The 19,090-nt window shown below is 43.6% G+C and carries 21 protein-coding genes; 6 read left to right on the plus strand and 15 right to left on the minus strand.

The features are described 5' to 3' along the window. Window positions 1–212 precede the first annotated feature (212 nt). Window positions 213–1,121, minus strand: coding sequence for a hypothetical protein (locus tag K6Y21_RS09705; protein ID WP_233071642.1), 909 nt, complete (start codon window positions 1,119–1,121; stop codon window positions 213–215). A gap of 170 nt (window positions 1,122–1,291) precedes the next feature. Between K6Y21_RS09705 and K6Y21_RS09710 the strand changes: the two genes are divergently transcribed. From K6Y21_RS09710 to K6Y21_RS09720, 3 genes are read left to right on the plus strand one after another with little or no spacing between them, the layout of a single operon-like run. Continuing rightward, on the plus strand, window positions 1,292–1,669 hold the full coding sequence (locus K6Y21_RS09710; protein ID WP_233071643.1) for a BRCT domain-containing protein: 378 nt from the start codon (window positions 1,292–1,294) through the stop codon (window positions 1,667–1,669). Window positions 1,670–1,674: 5 nt separating this feature from the next. Continuing rightward, a complete protein-coding gene (locus K6Y21_RS09715) occupies window positions 1,675–2,343 on the plus strand; it encodes a PDDEXK family nuclease (protein ID WP_233071644.1) in 669 nt (222 codons plus the stop codon). Between the two features lie 58 nt (window positions 2,344–2,401). Next, window positions 2,402–3,655: an SAP domain-containing protein gene (locus tag K6Y21_RS09720; RefSeq protein ID WP_233071645.1), complete on the plus strand. Its 1,254-nt coding sequence runs from the start codon at window positions 2,402–2,404 to the stop codon at window positions 3,653–3,655. A 131-nt stretch (window positions 3,656–3,786) separates the two neighbouring features. Here K6Y21_RS09720 and K6Y21_RS09725 read toward each other — a convergent pair whose 3' ends face one another. After that, window positions 3,787–4,020 (minus strand): hypothetical protein, encoded by a 234-nt coding sequence (locus K6Y21_RS09725; protein ID WP_233071646.1) that lies wholly within the window; start codon window positions 4,018–4,020, stop codon window positions 3,787–3,789. Between the two features lie 466 nt (window positions 4,021–4,486). Here K6Y21_RS09725 and K6Y21_RS09730 point away from each other — a divergent pair, with 466 nt between their 5' ends. From K6Y21_RS09730 to K6Y21_RS09740, 3 genes are all read left to right on the plus strand, one after another. Beyond that, window positions 4,487–6,409, plus strand: coding sequence for a BRCT domain-containing protein (locus tag K6Y21_RS09730; RefSeq protein WP_233071647.1), 1,923 nt, complete (start codon window positions 4,487–4,489; stop codon window positions 6,407–6,409). 45 nt (window positions 6,410–6,454) lie between these two features. After that, window positions 6,455–6,820, plus strand: coding sequence for a hypothetical protein (locus K6Y21_RS09735; RefSeq protein ID WP_233071648.1), 366 nt, complete (start codon window positions 6,455–6,457; stop codon window positions 6,818–6,820). A 1,038-nt stretch (window positions 6,821–7,858) separates the two neighbouring features. Beyond that, the gene (locus K6Y21_RS09740) at window positions 7,859–8,116 is read left to right on the plus strand and encodes a hypothetical protein (protein ID WP_233071649.1); all 258 of its coding nucleotides are present in this window, start codon (window positions 7,859–7,861) and stop codon (window positions 8,114–8,116) included. 50 nt (window positions 8,117–8,166) lie between these two features. Here K6Y21_RS09740 and K6Y21_RS09745 read toward each other — a convergent pair whose 3' ends face one another. The 13 genes from K6Y21_RS09745 to K6Y21_RS09805 all read right to left on the minus strand — a co-directional run bounded on the left by K6Y21_RS09745 (window position 8,167) and on the right by K6Y21_RS09805 (window position 19,008). Next, window positions 8,167–8,607 carry a hypothetical protein gene (locus K6Y21_RS09745; protein ID WP_233071650.1) on the minus strand — a complete coding sequence of 147 codons (441 nt, stop codon included), beginning with the start codon at window positions 8,605–8,607 and terminating at the stop codon, window positions 8,167–8,169. Then, on the minus strand, window positions 8,600–9,445 hold the full coding sequence (locus tag K6Y21_RS09750; protein WP_233071651.1) for an HDOD domain-containing protein: 846 nt from the start codon (window positions 9,443–9,445) through the stop codon (window positions 8,600–8,602). The genes K6Y21_RS09745 and K6Y21_RS09750 overlap by 8 nt, the downstream gene beginning before the upstream one ends. 170 nt (window positions 9,446–9,615) lie before the next feature. After that, on the minus strand, window positions 9,616–9,822 hold the full coding sequence (locus tag K6Y21_RS09755) for a hypothetical protein (RefSeq protein WP_233071652.1): 207 nt from the start codon (window positions 9,820–9,822) through the stop codon (window positions 9,616–9,618). A gap of 25 nt (window positions 9,823–9,847) precedes the next feature. Beyond that, entirely contained in the window at window positions 9,848–10,120 is a 273-nt protein-coding gene (locus tag K6Y21_RS09760) for a cold shock domain-containing protein (protein WP_233071653.1), read from the minus strand. Next, entirely contained in the window at window positions 10,098–12,872 is a 2,775-nt protein-coding gene (locus tag K6Y21_RS09765; protein WP_233071654.1) for a TraC family protein, read from the minus strand. Before K6Y21_RS09765 ends, K6Y21_RS09760 begins: the two co-directional genes overlap by 23 nt. Window positions 12,873–12,918: 46 nt before the next feature. Next, window positions 12,919–13,539, minus strand: coding sequence for a TraV family lipoprotein (locus K6Y21_RS09770; protein WP_233071655.1), 621 nt, complete (start codon window positions 13,537–13,539; stop codon window positions 12,919–12,921). A 177-nt stretch (window positions 13,540–13,716) separates the two neighbouring features. Further along, window positions 13,717–14,478, minus strand: a complete 762-nt coding sequence (locus tag K6Y21_RS09775; protein WP_233071656.1) for a disulfide isomerase DsbC N-terminal domain-containing protein — start codon at window positions 14,476–14,478, stop codon at window positions 13,717–13,719. 103 nt (window positions 14,479–14,581) lie between these two features. Beyond that, window positions 14,582–15,025, minus strand: a complete 444-nt coding sequence (locus tag K6Y21_RS09780) for a hypothetical protein (protein WP_233071657.1) — start codon at window positions 15,023–15,025, stop codon at window positions 14,582–14,584. 10 nt (window positions 15,026–15,035) lie between these two features. Continuing rightward, window positions 15,036–16,391 carry a TrbI/VirB10 family protein gene (locus K6Y21_RS09785; protein WP_233071658.1) on the minus strand — a complete coding sequence of 452 codons (1,356 nt, stop codon included), beginning with the start codon at window positions 16,389–16,391 and terminating at the stop codon, window positions 15,036–15,038. A 1-nt stretch (window position 16,392) separates the two neighbouring features. Next, window positions 16,393–17,547, minus strand: a complete 1,155-nt coding sequence (locus K6Y21_RS09790) for a type-F conjugative transfer system secretin TraK (RefSeq protein WP_233071659.1) — start codon at window positions 17,545–17,547, stop codon at window positions 16,393–16,395. Beyond that, the gene (locus K6Y21_RS09795; protein ID WP_233071660.1) at window positions 17,544–18,233 is read right to left on the minus strand and encodes a type IV conjugative transfer system protein TraE; all 690 of its coding nucleotides are present in this window, start codon (window positions 18,231–18,233) and stop codon (window positions 17,544–17,546) included. Before K6Y21_RS09795 ends, K6Y21_RS09790 begins: the two co-directional genes overlap by 4 nt. A gap of 48 nt (window positions 18,234–18,281) precedes the next feature. After that, window positions 18,282–18,587 (minus strand): type IV conjugative transfer system protein TraL, encoded by a 306-nt coding sequence (locus tag K6Y21_RS09800; protein ID WP_233071661.1) that lies wholly within the window; start codon window positions 18,585–18,587, stop codon window positions 18,282–18,284. A 67-nt stretch (window positions 18,588–18,654) separates the two neighbouring features. Beyond that, window positions 18,655–19,008, minus strand: a complete 354-nt coding sequence (locus tag K6Y21_RS09805; protein WP_233071662.1) for a hypothetical protein — start codon at window positions 19,006–19,008, stop codon at window positions 18,655–18,657. Window positions 19,009–19,090: the final 82 nt, after the last annotated feature.

The raw sequence follows: 19,090 nt of genomic DNA on the forward strand, positions 1-19,090 counted from the left end.
CCGATTGCTCCTTCCGTACAGGCTGGAGCAATCAAACCATCGTTTTAAGTTTGGCGATTTCAGCCTGAAATTATTAAGCCTTTTAATGAATTTTCAGTGTGTTAAAAGCAAATTTTGCTGGCGAATTTTGAACGCTAATCACCTAAATCAACGTTCACCGATCAACTTATCTTGCAGCCAGGGTGGATACTTGTGTTACACCACCAAGATGCCTACCCTTTAATCTTTGCACGAAATAGGTCTTTGACATTTGAAGCGAAATTTAACACCGGCAACCCTAGCTTAGCACCTTCAACCCCCGAAAAATGCGATTGATACTTGGCAATAGCCTCGTTCAATTCCATCGTCTTCTTGGCATAATCTTGAATATGACGGTGTGTAAACGGATAACCCTGCACATACAATCTTCGCTCTTTCCAATGCTTGTATTTAGCTCGATACATATTAGCACCGTAAACTTCATACTCCTTACGAAACTGTATTGCTGTTCGATAAGCGTGTAACTGCCACTCAGCATCAAAATCTTTATATCCAAGAGAAAACACGGTAATGATTTGCTTACCTTTAAGATCTCGTGTTACCACCTCATATCGCCGCTCGGTTTTATTTCGCCGCTTGTCGAAATTATGCACATAGCGCACACCTTCAAATTTCGTCGAATCATTACGCGTATCAGCGCTAATGTCGATCTCTGATCTATCCGTTTCAGTTAACAACTCCACCAGCTCATCACTCTCGATACTTTCTTGCAATGACAACCTGACTTGTTGCGGTTTACTGATAACAGGAGCGCCCCGGCGATACGAGTCTGCACGTTTTTTTACTGCCCGGAATTGCTCTACTTTTCTGATAGCCCGCTCTACGGCAGCATTTACACCACCATGGTCACCATAGACAAAGACTTCACCGAGGTTCTTGCCATCACGCATAAATCGCATTTGTACTGATGTATCGCTATTAAAGCTCAGTCCATGTTTATCTTCGCGCAAAATGTCCTTGAGTGATTCCTTCAAACCTTTGGGGAACCCATCTTCCATCTTAGGAGCAACAATATTCTTGTTGCCCATCTTGGTTAATTTTGCCCTTCTCTTTTTTTTGGGCTGCGTTGATTTTGGTGTCACAGTAAGACTCTAATTATTGCTTGCTCTGATCAAAGCTTAACACATCATGCAAAGTTATCGGAGATTTGAGTGCCTGTCATAAAGATGTTCTTTTGAATTTATTTGGTAGCGCCGATGCCATTTGCGGTCACACTAAGCGTCATACAGCAAAGTAACAGGCGCAAATTATCATGTCTGAGTTAAACCAAGAATTTATTTCATCCATGTTCTGTCTATCAGCTCACTTGCATACCCAAAATGAGTCTGTGCCAGATAACACAGTTCCTTTTATCGCTACCAAGTCGCAACCAAAGACTGAAACTAGCCAAAATCAGCTTCTTTTAACAGGCTATACGGTGGCGTTCACCGGCAAGATGTCTTTACCTAGAGTGGAAATGGAGGAACAAGCATGCGCTCATGGCGCGTGGATCGGTAAAACAGTGAACTCAACTACAGATATTTTGGTCACCGGCGAGCGTGTTGGCAAAGTCACAATCGACAAAGCGAGAAGTCTAGGGGTCTCCTTATTCACGGAAGATGAGTACCGTCATCAATTTAATGTGTTTTAATCCTTATGCCTCAGCCAAACGCTAAAGCCTTGCTCGCTCAATCTCAATATGGCAAGCGCTCGACTAAACGCCTTGTTGATGTCGGTGCAGGGTTTAATAAAACGCGAATGTCGAGCAAAGATTACCAAGCCTTGTTACTGCAAGGCTCTAAAAAGAAGGTGGAGCGCGCAGCCGCAAATAAAGTTCATTTCTTAGCCGACCCCCACACAAAGGAAATTGTCCGGCTTGAAAAAATGGACAAGCTCCCCACTCGGCTATTAGAACACTACCACCAATGCCTGTATTTTCAATGGTTGCTGTCGAAGTATGATGATGAATATCGTAGCACTTTTGCGGTGCCAAACGGTGGTTATCGAACCAAGACAGAGCGAGTGGCTTTTATCGCCGAAGGGGTTAAGTCAGGCATACCCGATGTACTCATGCTCACACCTCGCGGGAAATATCACGGCCTGATGCTGGAGTTTAAACGGCCTTTGACCAGTTTTAAGTATCACTCTCAAGCACTAACGGCTGTGAAGCCAGAGCAAGTGAATACCTGCCTTCACTTTCAGTCGTTAGGTTTTTGTGTCGCCGTGGTCTTTGGTATTGATGAAGCAAAGGCGGTGACGGAGCATTACTTAGTTAATAAGCCAATGCCTGAATTATTCTTTAAGTTGGAGAGAGTTAATGGGTAGCGCCTTTGTGTTTTAGCTTGATCATAGATACATCAAACAACGCAACGAGGTGAACATCATGGCATTAACAGCAATAACAAACGATTTTGAAGTACCTAAGAGCTTGGCTGAATTGCTGCTTGAGTCATCAGCTTGTAAAGCCGATTTCCCAGTGGCCATCACTCCCGCCTTTGACAATATGGGTCGCCCCAACTTTTTAGATGCTAATGGCCAACCTGTCGCTGGCGTCTTTGCCGATGTACCCAATGACGATTACCATGCAATTCCGGCTGTGAGTTCATCAAAGCTAAAAACCTTTGCCAAAACCCCTGCTCACTACAAACGCGCTTATTTAGATTCCATTTGCCGCGCTCGCACGAACGCCTATAAGCGCACTATGGATACGGGTAGTCACGGTCATACATTGATCCTTGAGCCAGAGCTGTTCTATGGCATGTACCAACGCGACCTTAACCCACTTGATTACCCAAACGCCATTTCAAAGGTTGATGAATTAAAAGCAGAACTAAAGTCTCGTGGCCTTAAAACGTCAGGGCTTCGCGCCGATTTAATCGCCCGTTTGCATGAGGCCGCACCAGAAGTAGCTATCTTTGATGTATTGCAAAAGAATCACCGTGACGAGTTCATTAAGTCTCAGTTCGACAATATTATTGAAACGGATGCCGAGCTATTGGAAACAGCCAAGCTCATTGGGGTTAGCACAGAAGGCAAACGTGATGAAATTGTCGAGGCTATTCTTGCCAAGGAGCCGAGCGTTAATATCTATGAAAAGTGTGTAGAAGCTCGCTGTATCGATCCGATTGTGTGGGATGATGCTCACCGCATTTTAGAATCGAAAAAGCGTAACCCGCTCATGGAGCTGGCGATTAAAGATGGCATGGCTGAGTTGACGGTGATCGCCAAATGCAAAATTACAGGCATGTGGCTTAAAGTGAAGTTTGATTGGCTGCGCTTCGATATGATTGCTGTGGATGTTAAAACGTCAGGCGTTACCGCTAGCCCAGATGGATTTGCTCGCCAAGCGGCTAACCTGCGCTACGATCTACAAGAGAGCTTTTACACCTATGTACCTAGCTTGCTGGGTATTGATATTAAAGCGTTTGCGTTTGCTGTTGTGGAATACGGTGAGGCCGATATTGCTGAAATGTATGAACTTGACCAACGAGCTAAGTACAAAGCAACCAAGGACTTGTACTACTTCTTAGAAGAAATGAAAGACTGCATCGACAATGATACTTGGTACGGTTATACCAATCCTGCCGATGGCTTACAATGCACAGTATTGTCATTGCCTGCCTATCATTACAAATGATCATTATCCACCGACTTACCCACTGTTTTTTGGGATAAGTCGGTTTACCCCAGTTTTTTCAGTACCTTGCATCAAGCCAGTTCAGTGTCATTGATGTACCACTGTGTTGATTCGACCTGTCCCCACCAAGCTCACTTGACTAAATGCCGATACCCTCTTTTGCCTTGAGTTTCATGTTGTGGCGGCATGACATTATCATGCTTCGGTAGCTTTACTGGCTTTTGCCCGTAACTGGCGGTTCTTCCATCAATGGTTCGTAACTCGGCCCCAGCAAATTTCCCAAAGTGCTCAGCTATCAAGGCAAGGTCGTCTACCAAACCATCAACACTTTTTGCTAGCTCGTAAAACTCACGTTTTCTGTTCATGCTTGCTCAACCATGATGACTTAATTGCATGTATTGTGGGTCAAACATAGCAGGGATAGTTACATTAGAAGCGCGATTTTTGCCTCGCTATTGTGACTGGCCTAATTTGAAATATGTCATTCTTACACAGTCCGTGTTCTATTTGAGTCAGACCTTATGAAATTTTTCCATATTTCCTTCCCGATTGATGACTTGTTGTTGCTTGACGATGAATCGATCCAAAGCTTAAACATGACTGATGCCCGCGGAAAGCCTGTAGAAGTTGACATGATCCGTAATGTAGCCCTACACGCTAAAAGTCTTGGGTTTACATTTCTCCCGCCTTGTCGTGAGTGTGACAGCACTGGCCGATGCCTTGGCCATCCGATCGCCCACACACCATTAAGCGAGCTTAAAAACCGAGTAGCGCCTCCCTCAATTGAAGCCAATATAGCGGTATCAATAAAACCACAAAGGAAAGCACTCAATGCAAAACACTATGAAGAAAATCAGCAACCCAAGCTTGGCGTTTCCTCCGTCCATGCTCAGCGAATCACAGCTCGTTGAACTGTGTGAGGAACTTGATAGCTACTACCGATCGGGCAATCCACAGGTTAGCAACACGGTATTTGATAGCTACTATGACCAGCTTAAAGCAGTCAATCCACATCACCCTTTTGTAAACCAGCCGCAAGCCGAGTTTGTTGCCATTGTTGGTGCTAAAGGCCGCATTAAGCATCCTGAACACAACCCTATGTTATCTACTGATAAAGCCAAATCATTCAACGAGGTTGAGAAGTGGCTAAAAAGCGGTCAGCAAGCTGCCAAGGCGATTGGTTTAGATAAATTAATCATTCGTCTTACACCCAAGCTAGATGGCTGTGCTTGTCGCTCAGAGCGCAATAATACCTTGCTCGTTACTCGTGGCGAAGATGGCTTTGGACGCGACATTTCTCATTTACACCAAGCAGGTCTTAGTGTCAAAGCGAATATGGATCGTCAACATGACAAAGGTGAAATTGTTATCGCCAGTCATTTGTTCCACAAGCACTTTGCAGACAAATTTGCAGATGAGCGTGCCTTTGTTGCAGGGATTGTTAACAGCGAATCGCTATCGCAAGAAGCCACAAAAGCCCTTCAAGGCGGCATGATTGAGTTGGTGGTGTATCAAGATATAGATGGTGCGATTGAAGTGGATGACACGATCTTTGTGCGCGAATATGACTCGCTGATTGCCAGCATCTACGAACATTGCATTTATCCGATGGATGGCGTGGTTGCTGAGTTTGTCGATCCTGTCCTGAAGGAGCGCTTAGGCTCATGCTCTCATCACCACCATTGGCAAGTCGCCATTAAACAAATGGGTGAAACAGCGGTAACACCTGTGACCAGTATTCGCTGGACGGTTGGCCGCACAGGTGTGGTTGTACCAACCGCATTCTATGACAGTGTTTACCTTTCTAACGCTAATCTCAATAAGGCCACACTGCATCACGCTCAGCATGTATTAGATCAACAAATCGGGATTGGCGCGCTCATTGAAATAACACGATCAGGCTCGATTATCCCAACATACCTTAGAACCGTAAAACCAGTAGAGCCTGTATTACCAACGAAATGCCCTTGCTGTGCTAGTGAATTAACGTGGGATAGCGTTAATTTGGTTTGCCCAAACAACCTGACTTGTTCCGCGCAAGCCTCACGCAAAATCCAGCATCATTTTAAGACTATCGGGGTGTTAGGTTTTGGTGATGTAACTTGTGATCTTCTCGCCAATCATGGCTTTGGCATTGCAGATATTTACACTGCAAATGCGGATGAACTCACCGAGGCTGGCATTAATGCGGGTGATGCTACCAACCTTGTTACTGAAATAAACCGCGCTATTACTGAGCCGCTAGAAGATACGCTGCTGCTTGCTTCGCTAGGTATTCACTGCTTGGGTAAGGGCAATAGCCGCAAATTACTCGCTCATTACAAAATCACTGATTTACTTTGCGAGATTGACCCCGTGGATATCGAGAAAATTTCAGGTTTTGGCGATACCAGTTCAATTCAAGTTAGTGCTGATCTGCAATCGCAAGGTGAACTGTTATCGACACTTCTGCAACAAGGTTTCCACTTAGTTGAGCAACCATTGAGTGATGCCATTGCTGAGCCTCTAACACTAGGTTCTTCAGCCCTATTAAGTGGTTTACGCGTTTGCTTCACTGGAACAATGCAACAAGCCAAGCGTAGTGATATGGAGGATCAGGCTCGCGCTCTTGGCGCTCAAGTCCAGTCAAATGTGAACTCTGTTACTGACCTGCTGGTGGTCGGAGACAAAGCAGGCTCAAAGCTAGCTAAGGCTCAAAAACTAGGCGTTCGCATATTGTGCGAGCAGGAATATAACCGCGAATTTTTAATTTAAGTCTAAGGGCTAGTCATCATGGCTAGCCCAACTTTGGAGGTTTATATGCGTAATATCATAGCGTTTCTACTTTTAGCTCTGTGCCCATTTACTTTGTCTGCCAATGACTTTTTTGGTGACTATCAGTACACGACTCCTGGTCGTGTAGCTGAGACAGCACAGGGTAACACGGTTGCGCTTGACCGACTATTAGTCGTGTTTCATCTTGATGCTTCAATTAGTCAAGAGCTGGTGTATCAACTAGCAAAATCAACGCAATCAAGCGTTCTAGGGCGCGTATCTCAAGCAAATGGTTATGTATTCTCCGTTAATGCAAATGACTTGGAAGAGCTGGTGCTTTACATGGAGCATTATAAACAATTTGCCGAGTACGTTAATGTGGTTGTTCCCGATGTCATTGTTAGTCAGTAGTTAAATTTTTTGAATTAATTTCGTCATAATTTAAGGTGATTTCTATGTTGAGTAATGATGGTTACAATATTACAGAACACGCGTATATGCGCTTCAAGCAACGATGCTCGAGCGTGGGCACAAAAAGCGTTGCATCACTGGTGTCATTGCTCGATGAGGCAAGTTCACAAAACGCTAAAAAGATCCCTTCAGTAAAAAAACGTTGTAAATCAGCCCGGGCCCAGGGTCTTCGCTTTAAAGCAACCAAAGGGCGATTTGTATTCCTTTTGTCCAACGAAAATACACTCATAACTTGCTATCAAGCCTGAAAGTTGGTGCTTATAGCCAAGCACAAGGTGATGCCAGAAAAATGCGCTAAGCTTGCTGGCGTCGCCGGTTATCCATAGTTCCAATAAGTCCCCATTGAAGTAATTCGGTTCAGGTTGTTAACCCCTTTTAACAGGACAACCAAAAGGATTAAACCAATCTTTAACTTTGAGAGCTTAAATCCCATCTAAGCATGCATGATAGTTAAGAATGGATCACTTGGTACATCCAAAATGGTCTCGTTATTGTCATTGCCACTTCTTCTCTGTTGATAAGATCACTCCTAGTTTAGGAATGAGGAGAATGGCATGATGAGTCGATCAAATCTTGCTCAAAATCAGACAGGGGAACATTTAAAGAACCTCATAGGTAAACGGTTTGGGAAATTGACAGTTCTTACGGAGGCTAAACCGACTCCGAGAAGCTTACGTTTTGGCACGTTGTTTACACTCACTCTAGATGCGAGGTGCGATTGCGGGAACGTCGTAAGTATTCCTTTAAATCGGCTCACATCACGTCGAAATTTGCATTGTTCCGATTGCACCCTCTCCAACAAAAGCTGGCTCTATCTGGTGCCAAAAAGGGAAGACACTGACTCACAAATAATGTCTTTGAATGTTTTAGCTAAAGGGCGGATTAGGTTAACATTTCTTGGCGGTAAAACCGCTAAATAGCGCCTAATTCAAAGTGTACTAAAATATAGTTCAAAGGTAGAAAAAAAGGTCAATATTTATGTCTTGGTTTGCTTCCATTATCACACCAGAGGAAATCCTTGAGGATATCCATCCTGATTGGCAGGGTTATGTCAATCGAGGTAAACCTTCACCGTGCAACGCAGTAGATACGATCGTTGCACAAGACAACTCTCTCGAAGATGACGAATATGAGTTGTTTCCTTCTGATGGCAATACAGAATTGAATTCTATGTTAAATGGTGACACATTTGATCAACTAATGCACATTAATGTGTTTAGTGACATTGATGACTAGTAACTACTCACGACCTTCATATCAGTTGACTATACGGCGAAATGGTTACCCTATGAGTTGGTCAAAAAATATAGATCTACGAAACAAATTGCGTCCCCAATAAATGTTTCGACTTCACTTGCAAACGAGCTTGCAAGTCTGCCGATACGAAAGTCAATGGCTCTAGTTATAATTAGGCTTTTACTTGGACCTGCAATAAACTTCAAAGTAGGATTTTGTTCATTTAATATATTTACCTCTCTATAGGTTAAACTTTTATTTATCGGAATATGAGCATTTAATAGAAGGTAATTCGACAAACACTCTTTACTCCAAGCCATTTCTACGTCTATAGACTTAATTCCGATACTCCATCCAGAAGAAAACTGCCAAGAATATACACCTCCATCCTCCCGGTGTATGGTATTTGAGTCATACCTTTCAATAATTGGTGAGATCGTGCCACAAACCTCTTCTGGTGAAAGTGACTCAATTATAATTAGTTCATTCATCTAAATCTAAACCTAGCTCTGTTGTATTTAAATCAATGTTATCAAAGGAAAAACCTACTTGCTCTAAATAATCTATAGTATTTAGGTTTGCTTGAGGTTCGTGTGTATTTTTTGCAGCAAGTAGACAATGACGCTCCTGAGCCTGTTCCACCAATTCGAAGCTTGGTGATTCAATGTACAATAAATCCTCCTGGTATCCTTTCGACAGTCCCCATCGCTGTATCATGTGTCTCCCAAGCTTTGGCCTGAGTAGCTCAATGACCGGATTGGTGATGGCCCTGGCATGAAAGTTACCTTTTTGTTTTTCTTGTGCAAAATAGCGAATGATGGGGATTGCTCCAACATAGTAACACAGGGCCTTTGCTTGAACTCTTTCAACAATTATATCTGGATTGTTCAAGGTAGCTTGGTTACCAAAGCAAACAGCGAGCTTTGCCATTTGCTGTGACAAGCGCCAGTAATATCTAAATTGCTCATTGAGATCGGGATGATTGTTTAATTGCGATTGATAAACAGAACGGATCCCGATGGACGTGACGATCTCTTTTAGCTTTTTCAGGCCAAGGCGTTTGACGGCATCTTCAATTGTTTCGCAAGGGACCCTTCCCGCACAGAACATGGCAGCGTTGGCCGTTTTCAGGGTTGCTAGGCCTATGGCCATATCAGAAGCAATTATTGCGGCAATATCTTTCATACTTTGTTGCGAGGCTAATGCATCATTAAATGATGTAATGGTTTCCGGAAAAGCGGGAATTATTAGCTCGCCGGTCGATAACTGTTTAATGATAGTGGCTGTTGCTCTTTTCGTTTCTTCATTTACAGCAGAAGTAATCGGCATTATTTATACCCTACGAATTTACATGTCAATAGTGGTTGGAATTTATCATTATTCAGGCACAGAGCTAAACCATTCTTAATCGATTACTCATTTTTTAGATCATTTTTTCACAGCCAAAATATAAAAGGGGGTACGGAAGCCTCATTTTTTCTATGGAGCTTCCGTATCACTTACTGACTTGCTTTTTCTTTTCGAAAGTAGGAGTAAAGCCCAATAGCAGACGAAAGCGCTACGATTAAGGCAATTTCACCGTAATCTGTTAGAGAGGTGTCACTTGAAATTGTGAGCCAACAAAGAAGACTTAGAGAAAGACAACCAAAAAAAGTCATCAAACTTCCTTTTAGTTTATTGCTATTAAAAGACATTGTATTTTTCATATTGTTCACCTTTATGGTATGCCAGCTATTTTAGCTGTTCTTTAAACATCTCAACTGCGTAGGCAGTCTTACCTTTTACTGTTTGTCGAACTTTAAATTTAACCAATTCGCCCTTAGACAACCGAGCTCGTTTCTCTACTGTGTTTATTTCCCGGTAATGCAACATAATGTCTGGCTGATTTAACAAGCCAAAATCAGACTGTGACAGTTCGCATATAAACCCATAGCCAGTATTATTGTTAAACCACTTAACTACGCCAAAATGCCACGTGCTCTCACGAGTTAGCTTTATTGTCATACACTTCCTCAAGCACCTGGAGCTTCCACTTGTCTCGCTCATCAATAATCGAGTCATCGTCGCCTACACCATTTGCACGGTACTCAGCTGCCATTTCTTTATAGGCAAGCTCTATCGCTTTTAATCGAGAGTGGCCCATATCCAAGAATTTCTTAACCCTGCTTCGATCACTGGGTTTAGTTGAGTAAACAAGCAACGATTCTTTTGGCAGGATAAGCCGGCACACCTCACTCGATTGCTCATGCCTTACCATCATTTCGGCATATTGTCCGGCCACGGTATTGAGTGAATGAAGCAAGGTAAACTCTGTTTCACTGCCATAGTAAGCTTTTTCTGTTCTCAGCTTTTCTATGGCTTCAGGTAATTGCCCTAACGTAATTTTCCATGGTGAGTTATCAACAACAGCACGTCCCGTAGGCGACTCGTAACAATCCATTAGGCTTTGAGTAATAACGATACCCGCTGCCCCCGTTTTCCTGAAACGGCGCCAGCCCGCCTCTAAGAATTTTGCAAAGAAGTTACTGTTTGCTTGGTTGCTTCCACCTTCATCAACTTTCAAAAATTCCCATGCTTCGTCGAGAATGAATAGTTTTCGCTTAAGCGTGCCAGCTGTCTGGAAAAATGAATTCTGTGCTTGTTGGATAATGGCCATCAACACCACTGTTTGCAGATGAGGCATACCCTTGAGCTCTTCTAGCTCACAACAGACGAGGTTGGCAGAGAAGTCTACCGCGGGAAAACGAGTTGAAAACAAGTCACCGTAGATCCCACCTTCACAAAATGGCTGTAACTGCTCACCGATATCTTTGACTCGCTTATCTTCATGCGCCAAACAACGTCTTGCGAACTCTGTTACATCGGCTTTGCTTCCGAGCTCAGCATGAAGATTGGTCATAATTGAGAGCATGACCGCGCTTTGATAGTCATCAATGTTCCCGCTTTCCGAGGCCATCATTTTTAGCATGTTCAACACCATGATGGACTGCATCATTTTGTCTACAGCGATTTCACTTGCTCCAGATACACCGGCATCCGTATCTAATTGGTTTTCGCTTATCTTCGCGGCTCTTATCGTTTCTTCAGTGGTCATAGGAGTGAAACTGGAAAAGGCCGAAAATGGATTGAGAGATAAACCGCAGCCCTGCCCAAAGGTAATATATTGGCTGGATTTATACTGCGCACATAAGTTTTCGTATGAACGCCCCACATCAATAACGATTGCCTGGCCACCATCTCGGAAATATTTCATCTTATCTTTAGGTAATCGCATGTTGTCCCAATGACGGTTTACCCCTGACCCCAAATAGCAATCGAGCAGTTTACCGACAAACACGGATTTACCTTTACCTGAGGTCGCAGAAACCACGCAGTTATATGATCCGTTGGTCTCAAATAAATCCATGGAAAACACCTGCCCTTCACGGGTAAATAACGTCATGACCGGATAAGCCGTATTTCCCTTCCAAGGACCCATATAAGGACATAAGAAAGATAAGGCGCGAGAAGTAAAAATTTCATAACGCTCTAAGGTTTCAACGGCTTTTGGATCGATACCCATAGGCATAGTATTTGCGAACAAAGGAGCTAGTAGATAATGATCTTCTACCAAATCTAAATGTTGGCCATTCGCAAAACTCTTTAACTGCTCTACGCTGTTAGTCACACTTTCTTTCGTTTGGCCGATCACCATGAACTGCAAGTATGAATTCGTTAATTTGGCCTTTTCCTCGTTAATTTCATGCTCTATAGCCCTGAAATCTTCAAATTGATACCTTAGTTTGCTGCTCCATTTTAACGTCGGTCCATGAGCTTGGTTGATGATGAACGACTTTTTTGCATTAAAATTACTGAGCATTTTTGATTGGTTTGGGAAATGTATATTTTGTGTGATGATGACATTATCCAATACCGCGTTTTCCCAACGACCCTCTTTCCAATCGGCAATAATGTCGTACATAAAACCAAACCCCATCAACTTGGGATAGCTTTCTACCGACAACATTTTTATGTATGCTTCATGGCGCCCATCAGGCCTATCTACCTGAATACCTTCAACTTCTAATGCAATTCGATTACCTTTTTCGAGCACTTGATTTGATAGTGGCGCGGATCCTGACGCTCGCACTTTATCTTTGCGCCAAAGTGCATCAGGACGACGCTGCAATAGAATTTGCATTCGATATAGCCAATCTTCATCATCCATTAGCATGGGTGATAGGTTCAGGTTCTTTAAATGTGCCGAGATACTTTTTCTGGTCTTAATAAAGGAAAGTTGTTCATCATCACTCGGGAATAACTTCGCTATCGGCATCTTAATGGATACCCAGACTTCATAGTTCTTCGCCTTCATACCCGATTCTGGATGAATGGCTTGGTCAACGCATGTCTTTAGATAACGATAATCCAGCTCATTCAGTAAATCCGCCTGTTCTTCATCATTTTGATTTGCCCTACCCCCACGGATACTACTAAAGCCATATAGAATAGACCGAATATCCGGAAGCGGGACAAGCTGTATTTGCATACAAAAGTCATCTGGGTATTCATCTTTAAACATCGCCGTTAGAGTGTTCTTGTGTTTTATCGTACACCCAGGTGATGGCTGACAAACCCAAGTCGAAGCGATATACCCGCCTTCACAAATAAAGATTTTGGGTTGTGGAATAAAGTCCACGACCGGCATTAGCGACCCAACCTTATCATAATCTAAGGTTCGATTTTGACGCTCTAAAAAGCCAGATAGCATAACCATTGACATTACCTTTTATTGTCTTACTTCTGAAACCTACACTTGAAGATCATTCGGGTGCAATTCTGTATCCCATGCCATTAGGTCTAACGCCCGGGTTACTCATCTTGCTCTTCGTTTCATCCTTCGCTTGCTTTCTTACTGAAAACGGGACGATGCGATTGACATTTTTGTTGACGGACTTACCAACAACCCAACGCTCGGGCTCAACTTCAACATACATGTAGCCTGGTAAGTGCAAGTCATTGTTTTTATCAGTCCAAGCTGCGACATAGATGCGCATGACTTTTGGTGGCTTTAAGATCCCGCGTGGATCGGGCGCTTCGATGCCTTTAAAATCATCAACCGCTTTGTAATTGGCAAACGTCGTGGGCACCGGTTTATTTCCCGCTTCGTCATTTTCTTTTTTGATCTTTTCTGCCAATAGTGCTTTTTCGCTGCCACTCTCACTATTGGCACCAGTCTTTCCCTCATCTGACGATTCAGTCATTTCAGCATGAAGGTTAGCTTTGTTGTCTGTTAACTGGTAAATTTCGCGTGGGCCTTTACACATCGAGCCGCTAGGCCCTCCTGGACAATAGGCTTCTTCGTCACCAATAGTTAGGAGGCCACTACAACCGCTTAGAAGCAGGGAGCCCGCCAGCATTGTTATCACTAATTTAAACATCATGTTTCCTCTTCTGAACTTGTTCGATGGTTAATAAACGGGACCTTTAATGCATCAGTAGGGCGACCTTGACAGTCTTGCTCATTGAATAAATCAAGTTGCCTTGCGTCCCAGTAGTCTGATTTGGAGGATTGACGAGACCTTATTTTTTTCATCACGCCCTCCGTCGTATTCAATCCGTTATTGGACAGCTAAAAACGCGTCCATGTCTTCTGGAACACCTAAATGCCTGAGCCCATCATTTCTGACCACGACAGGTACCTGTTGAAGCTGAAGAAGCATTGAGGCCACGATGTTTGCGTACAGTTCTTTTACGCCGCAATCTTCTTTTTGTTCGAGCTCTTGGTAATCGCTATCAGCCGCTTTTAAGAGTGCTTGCCGCTTATCTTTTGCGCACCATACTTGTTTTGCCACTTGTCGGGACTGAGGATCTTTGCGAGGCATTAGTACCACATCAAAGCTGTATTTAGCTTCTTGCTCCACCAGCTTTATCATCACTTGACTGTATTGCTCTGTTGGATCGAGAAAGATGTAGCCTTTCTTTTCGCCTTGGCCAATGTGTATTGTGGCTAAGTTGTCCTGTGTTTTTGATGTACCAACCAACGAACTTAGCGGGACTCTGTAGGTGCTTCGCGCCTGCTCAGGCGTTGTGATACCTTTCCTGTTCCATGTGTCGGTCAGCTGCCCTTTAATGATGAAACGCCCGTTTGACGTTGCAAAATAAACGCCTTCTTCAGTTTCAACTAAGTTCAAATCTTTAATTGGCAAAGCTTGAATAGCTAGAATATTCGAGCGAGGCTTTTCAAATGTATCAATACCCCCAGTTTGTTGCTCGCTACTTTGTACTGCGCCACCAGCATTATCGCTTTGGGCTTCGTTGGCATAACAGGGTAATAGCGTAAATGTCATTACCGTGGCGAGAATCAATTTTCGCGTAGACATGGCTTACCTCAACTGTGATTGTGATTGTGAATGTGAATATTCAGTTTAATTGCTAATTTCGGACTGAAGTTTCACTTCCAGCGCGATTTTCAGCTTTCTAATGCTATTTAATTGACACCTCTAGTAGGTTGTCCATTTCAGATCTGGTTCGAGGTATGTACCTCTCGCTCGCAGGGGTCACCTTTATATTTAACTCCAAGGCCTTCGCTTTTATTTCACTGATAGTGAACTGTTCCAGTTTGTAAGCGTCCGGCATGGCCAGAACCGATTCACGGTCAATCAATATTGTCCCCTGCTTGGCGGCAATCTTTTTAACTAGTTCAAGGTATTCAGCGATATCGACAGGCAAATACCCCTTACTCAAAAGGTCTGCCACCACTTCAGATTGGTTAAGCACTTTAATGCTTAAACCTGTGTCAATCTGGCTCAATCGGTTGTCGATGTAATGCTCAAGGTAATAGCGCGATGCCGCAAACATTGCTCCAAAAAAGATGATGAAGATAATTACTTTTTCCAGAAATGGGGTCGCTTTTTTGTTGGTATTCATGCTTCTTCTCCTAATCTGGTACTTTGATGGTGAAGCCTTTTTGGACAACAAAACTAACGCCCACGCCAGGAGGGATTTCAATTACCGGATACATTTCATCGGCTAACTTTGTGTAGTATTCTGCAAGCTTATCCATGGCATTCGAAGCACCTTGAAATGCGCCAGCGCCAAACGCATCACCAAAGTTAGGCATTTGAAAAGTCGACGTATCACTGGGATCTGTTTGAACCACATTAACAGCGCGCGGTGATGCCGCGTTTGCAAAGCCCGAAACAAAACCTGCAGCCATCGCACGAGCCATTATTGCGCCATTTTTGCTGACTAGATGGCCTTTGATTCCAGCTTTGCCGTCAAAATCCGACACTGCAAATGCGTTCAGTGATGTTTCCGTGGCTTTACCATCAATGATACAACTGAGATTGGTGGTTCTCATGTAAGCTCGGCCAGAGCTCATCTGCCCATAACCCGATACCATGACATGACAATCTTCAAAGTTTGCTCTGTAGTGGTTAGGTAACATGGTATCTAACTTTACTCTCATTAAAGCGGGCATTGGGTTCGCTTGGCCTTGGCTGTTCGTTGGCGCATCATATCCCGTAATGGCTACGGTCGTAATAATAGAGCCTGAAGGGATAAAGATGTCATTGTCGCCTTCTTCCGACGGTTTCGATGACTTGGATTTTGTCCCTTTCGTACTTTGAGTTTCTTCCCCAGACTCAACCACCTGGTTGCTCATTACTTGGGTAGTTGGCGCATATTCTTCAATGTCCCCACGACCGTTAATCACCCTGACTCGTTTTGAAGAAATCGTTCTCATCCGCTTGGTTTCAAGCTTAGGCAGTGTTGAATTGCCTGTATAAGCAGCGGGGCTCGCTTCACCATTCCCTTGATTCACCCTTGGATCATTACCCGCGACACGGCGAAACTTACCATCGGACGAACGCCCACCGACTTTTGCCCTGCCCTGTCCATCATGGCCGTCGTTAATCATCTGTTTGAGCGCTTTAACATGCTGACTCAAGGTCGCTATTTGTTGATCTTGCTTAGCTACCATTTCGTCAATCTCAGTTCTCAACTGCTCATTTTTTCGCCTTTCTGCTTCTACGGCCGCTTCTCGCTGCTGAATCTCTTTTGTCGCCTGCTCATACATTTGTTGTATGGATCCTTGATCGACCGATTCTACTGCATCGCGTTTAAATACTGATGTTTCGACCTCAGCTTTGACGCGTTTTTTTCTTACTACATCTTCAGGAAAAAATACGTCCATAAACATGAATGCCACACCGATAAAGGCCAACCCCATCACGGTATAACGCACTTTGGGCTTAGCCCAGCTCTCTTGTAAGGAGCGCATGATTGAATTCATCTTATCTCTCCCCTCTTACGCGTTTACGAAGTTGAGGACCTTGTTTGTGGAATTTGTCCCGTAAGATGTACATCTCTGTTTTTTCACCTGGCCTTAGCAGTGTTTTTTCGAGTACGCCCACGGCGATGACATCCGGCCCCAAGCATTGCTGCTCTTCAATGAGGTAATCTCGCTTACGTGTATTCACAATTTCCACAACGTCAATGAAGTAGTAGCTGCCGATGTAGCGCTCGACCACATCTTGTTTTACATGGGCCTGACATGGGCGCAAATGAGCTGCAGAAAGGTCACTTAATGTTGTTTCGGTATAACCTTCAGGGATAAAGGTCTGCGCTATCGGCGTTAATGCACTTCTTATTGTCTCAACATGGCTATTTGTGGTTTTAACATTTTCATTGAGCATGGCGACCTTTTCTTCAACTTCTAGTTTTTCCTGCTCTTTAATGTATTTAACCCCTTTTTGCCGCATGTTCTTGGGCACGATGTTGTCAATTTCAATCATTGCTGGAGGCACTGTAACCGGCACCAGTGTAATGTTAAATGCTGACTCTGGTACGCCAGCTTCAAACAATAACAGGTCAACAGGATTATCCGATTTTGGTGTGACATACACGAAACCGTCTTCAACAAACACCACCGCATCGGCTTCTTCTGTCGAAGTATTGACCATGACAACATTGAAGTTTGTTTGAATTCGGTTTTGCATGCCATAAGCACCGGGGGCCATGAGATTTGCTCCTGGTTTTACTTTGTCAAAGCGCTGCACTGCTTTATATTGGCTTTTGGCAATATCCTGCATCGACATTGAAGGCTCGGATTGGGTTGCAGCTTGATTGATACGAGGTCGACCATACTCGTCAACTTCTTCATACTCATATCTCACTTCTTTCCCTGCATTGCTATTTCCATCATTAAAAAGCTTGATAATGTCTTTACCTGCATCTTTTTGCAGGGCGACCTTATTCATGACAGACTTACTTTCTGTCCCTGCCTCACCCCCTTGCTCCGTTCCCGCATCATATTCTAAAGGAGGCATACTTAATGCCGTTGAATTTAATTCCGTAACAGGCATGGATAAATCGAGGTTATCTTGATTGGCAAACCCTGAAGCACTCAAACCAGAAGCGATTAGTATGGCCATTGTTGTTACTTTCATTTTGCTTCTCCCTCTGCACTGGCTACGACATCTTGCATCTCATCGTCGTAATACTGATCTTCACGGAGTTTTACAGACACATCATCGTCTTTCTTTCGTTTTCGATTTATCTTGGGTGCACCGCTGTATTGGTCGAGAAAGGTGACACGCGGACTACCCAAGCCATCCATTAAGACCTTAAACTCATAAGTCCAACGCTGCGGGGTGGGCGATTTGTTGTTCATTGTGGAAACAGAAAGCTCACCCCAAACCCAGACCACATCTTGCTTGGGATCGTAAGCCATATCCTGAGGAACAAATGTTTGCTCTGCGTTTCGGGCTTTAAGCATGGCAACAAACTTCTCTATTTCTTCTTTTTTCTGCCGCTTCAAACGAGGAGATAGATAGCTGTTTATTTCCGATACCACTAACTCAACGTTTTTTGGGCCCACGTTGCCGATCAGGATAGCAAGGTATAGCGACCAACCTTTTTTCCAATTGCTATTGGCTTTATTTCCAATGACCTCAATTTTTTCACCTTTGTATGTTGGTGATGTCATAATCGTTTTCGTATCTTTATTGAGAATGACAACTAGAGCGATGACTAATCCCAGTGCTAAGACTAAGACTGCCAGTGCGTTGATATTTGCCGCGGATACCGCATTGCTCCACGATTTTGCTGATTTTGAACGTGAATTTTGAAACATTCTATTACCCTCGCGCAAACCCATCATTGCGCAAAAATGTTGTTGAAATTAACGGAAATACTCTCTGGTTAAAGGATTTTTGATACTCGAAGTTTCCTTGCTTGGCAGTATTCCATGCCACCACAAAGCATGACGAAGATAACCTCGGCACTTATTTTTGGACAATTTCTTGGATAACACGATATATGCTATCGCAATCAGAATTGACCACCCTGCCTGCTCGAGAATATTTCCTGCACCAATAATGCAGAGAAAGATTCCGATTTGACGCACATCGAACCAAACCACTTGAAGCGGCGCATTCACTCGATATGGCATTTGGTATGTTGGCGATTTCGCTTTTTGCTCACTCATCTAACCACCTTACAAAAAAGGTTAAGAGTAAAAGCCGCCCTAACTCGGCTTTTACTCTGTCGCTGACTTAAAAAATGGTTGCCGTTAGGCCGAATGCTGCGATCACATCTTCCGCTTGACCCATGATGGCGCAAAATAGCAAAGAGCCAATGGCCATCATAAAGTTTGGTTTCAAGATACTGAAAAAGAACGCCGACATGAGTGAAATAACCGCGATCAGTTTTGCAGGAGAGCCAACCGCCCAGGTCTGGACCATATCCCATAAAGGATCAAAGCCAGTTGAGTCTTGACCAGCAATCGCATTACTGACTAAAAATATGGCCATGACAGCCATGGCGACAATTAACACTTTAAGGTTGGTTTTATCACTCTCATTTTGTGACATTTGGGGTGCCACTTGGTTTGCTGCTAATAGTTCCATTTGATGCTCCAATTTTGGTTTATTGAACAAGCAGAACAATACTAAGAGCTTTTCTGGCTAAAAAATTTCATTTCAAGCACCG

The sequence above is a fragment of the Motilimonas eburnea genome (assembly GCF_021295345.1).
GTDB classification, from domain to species: domain Bacteria; phylum Pseudomonadota; class Gammaproteobacteria; order Enterobacterales; family CBDFNC01; genus Motilimonas; species Motilimonas eburnea.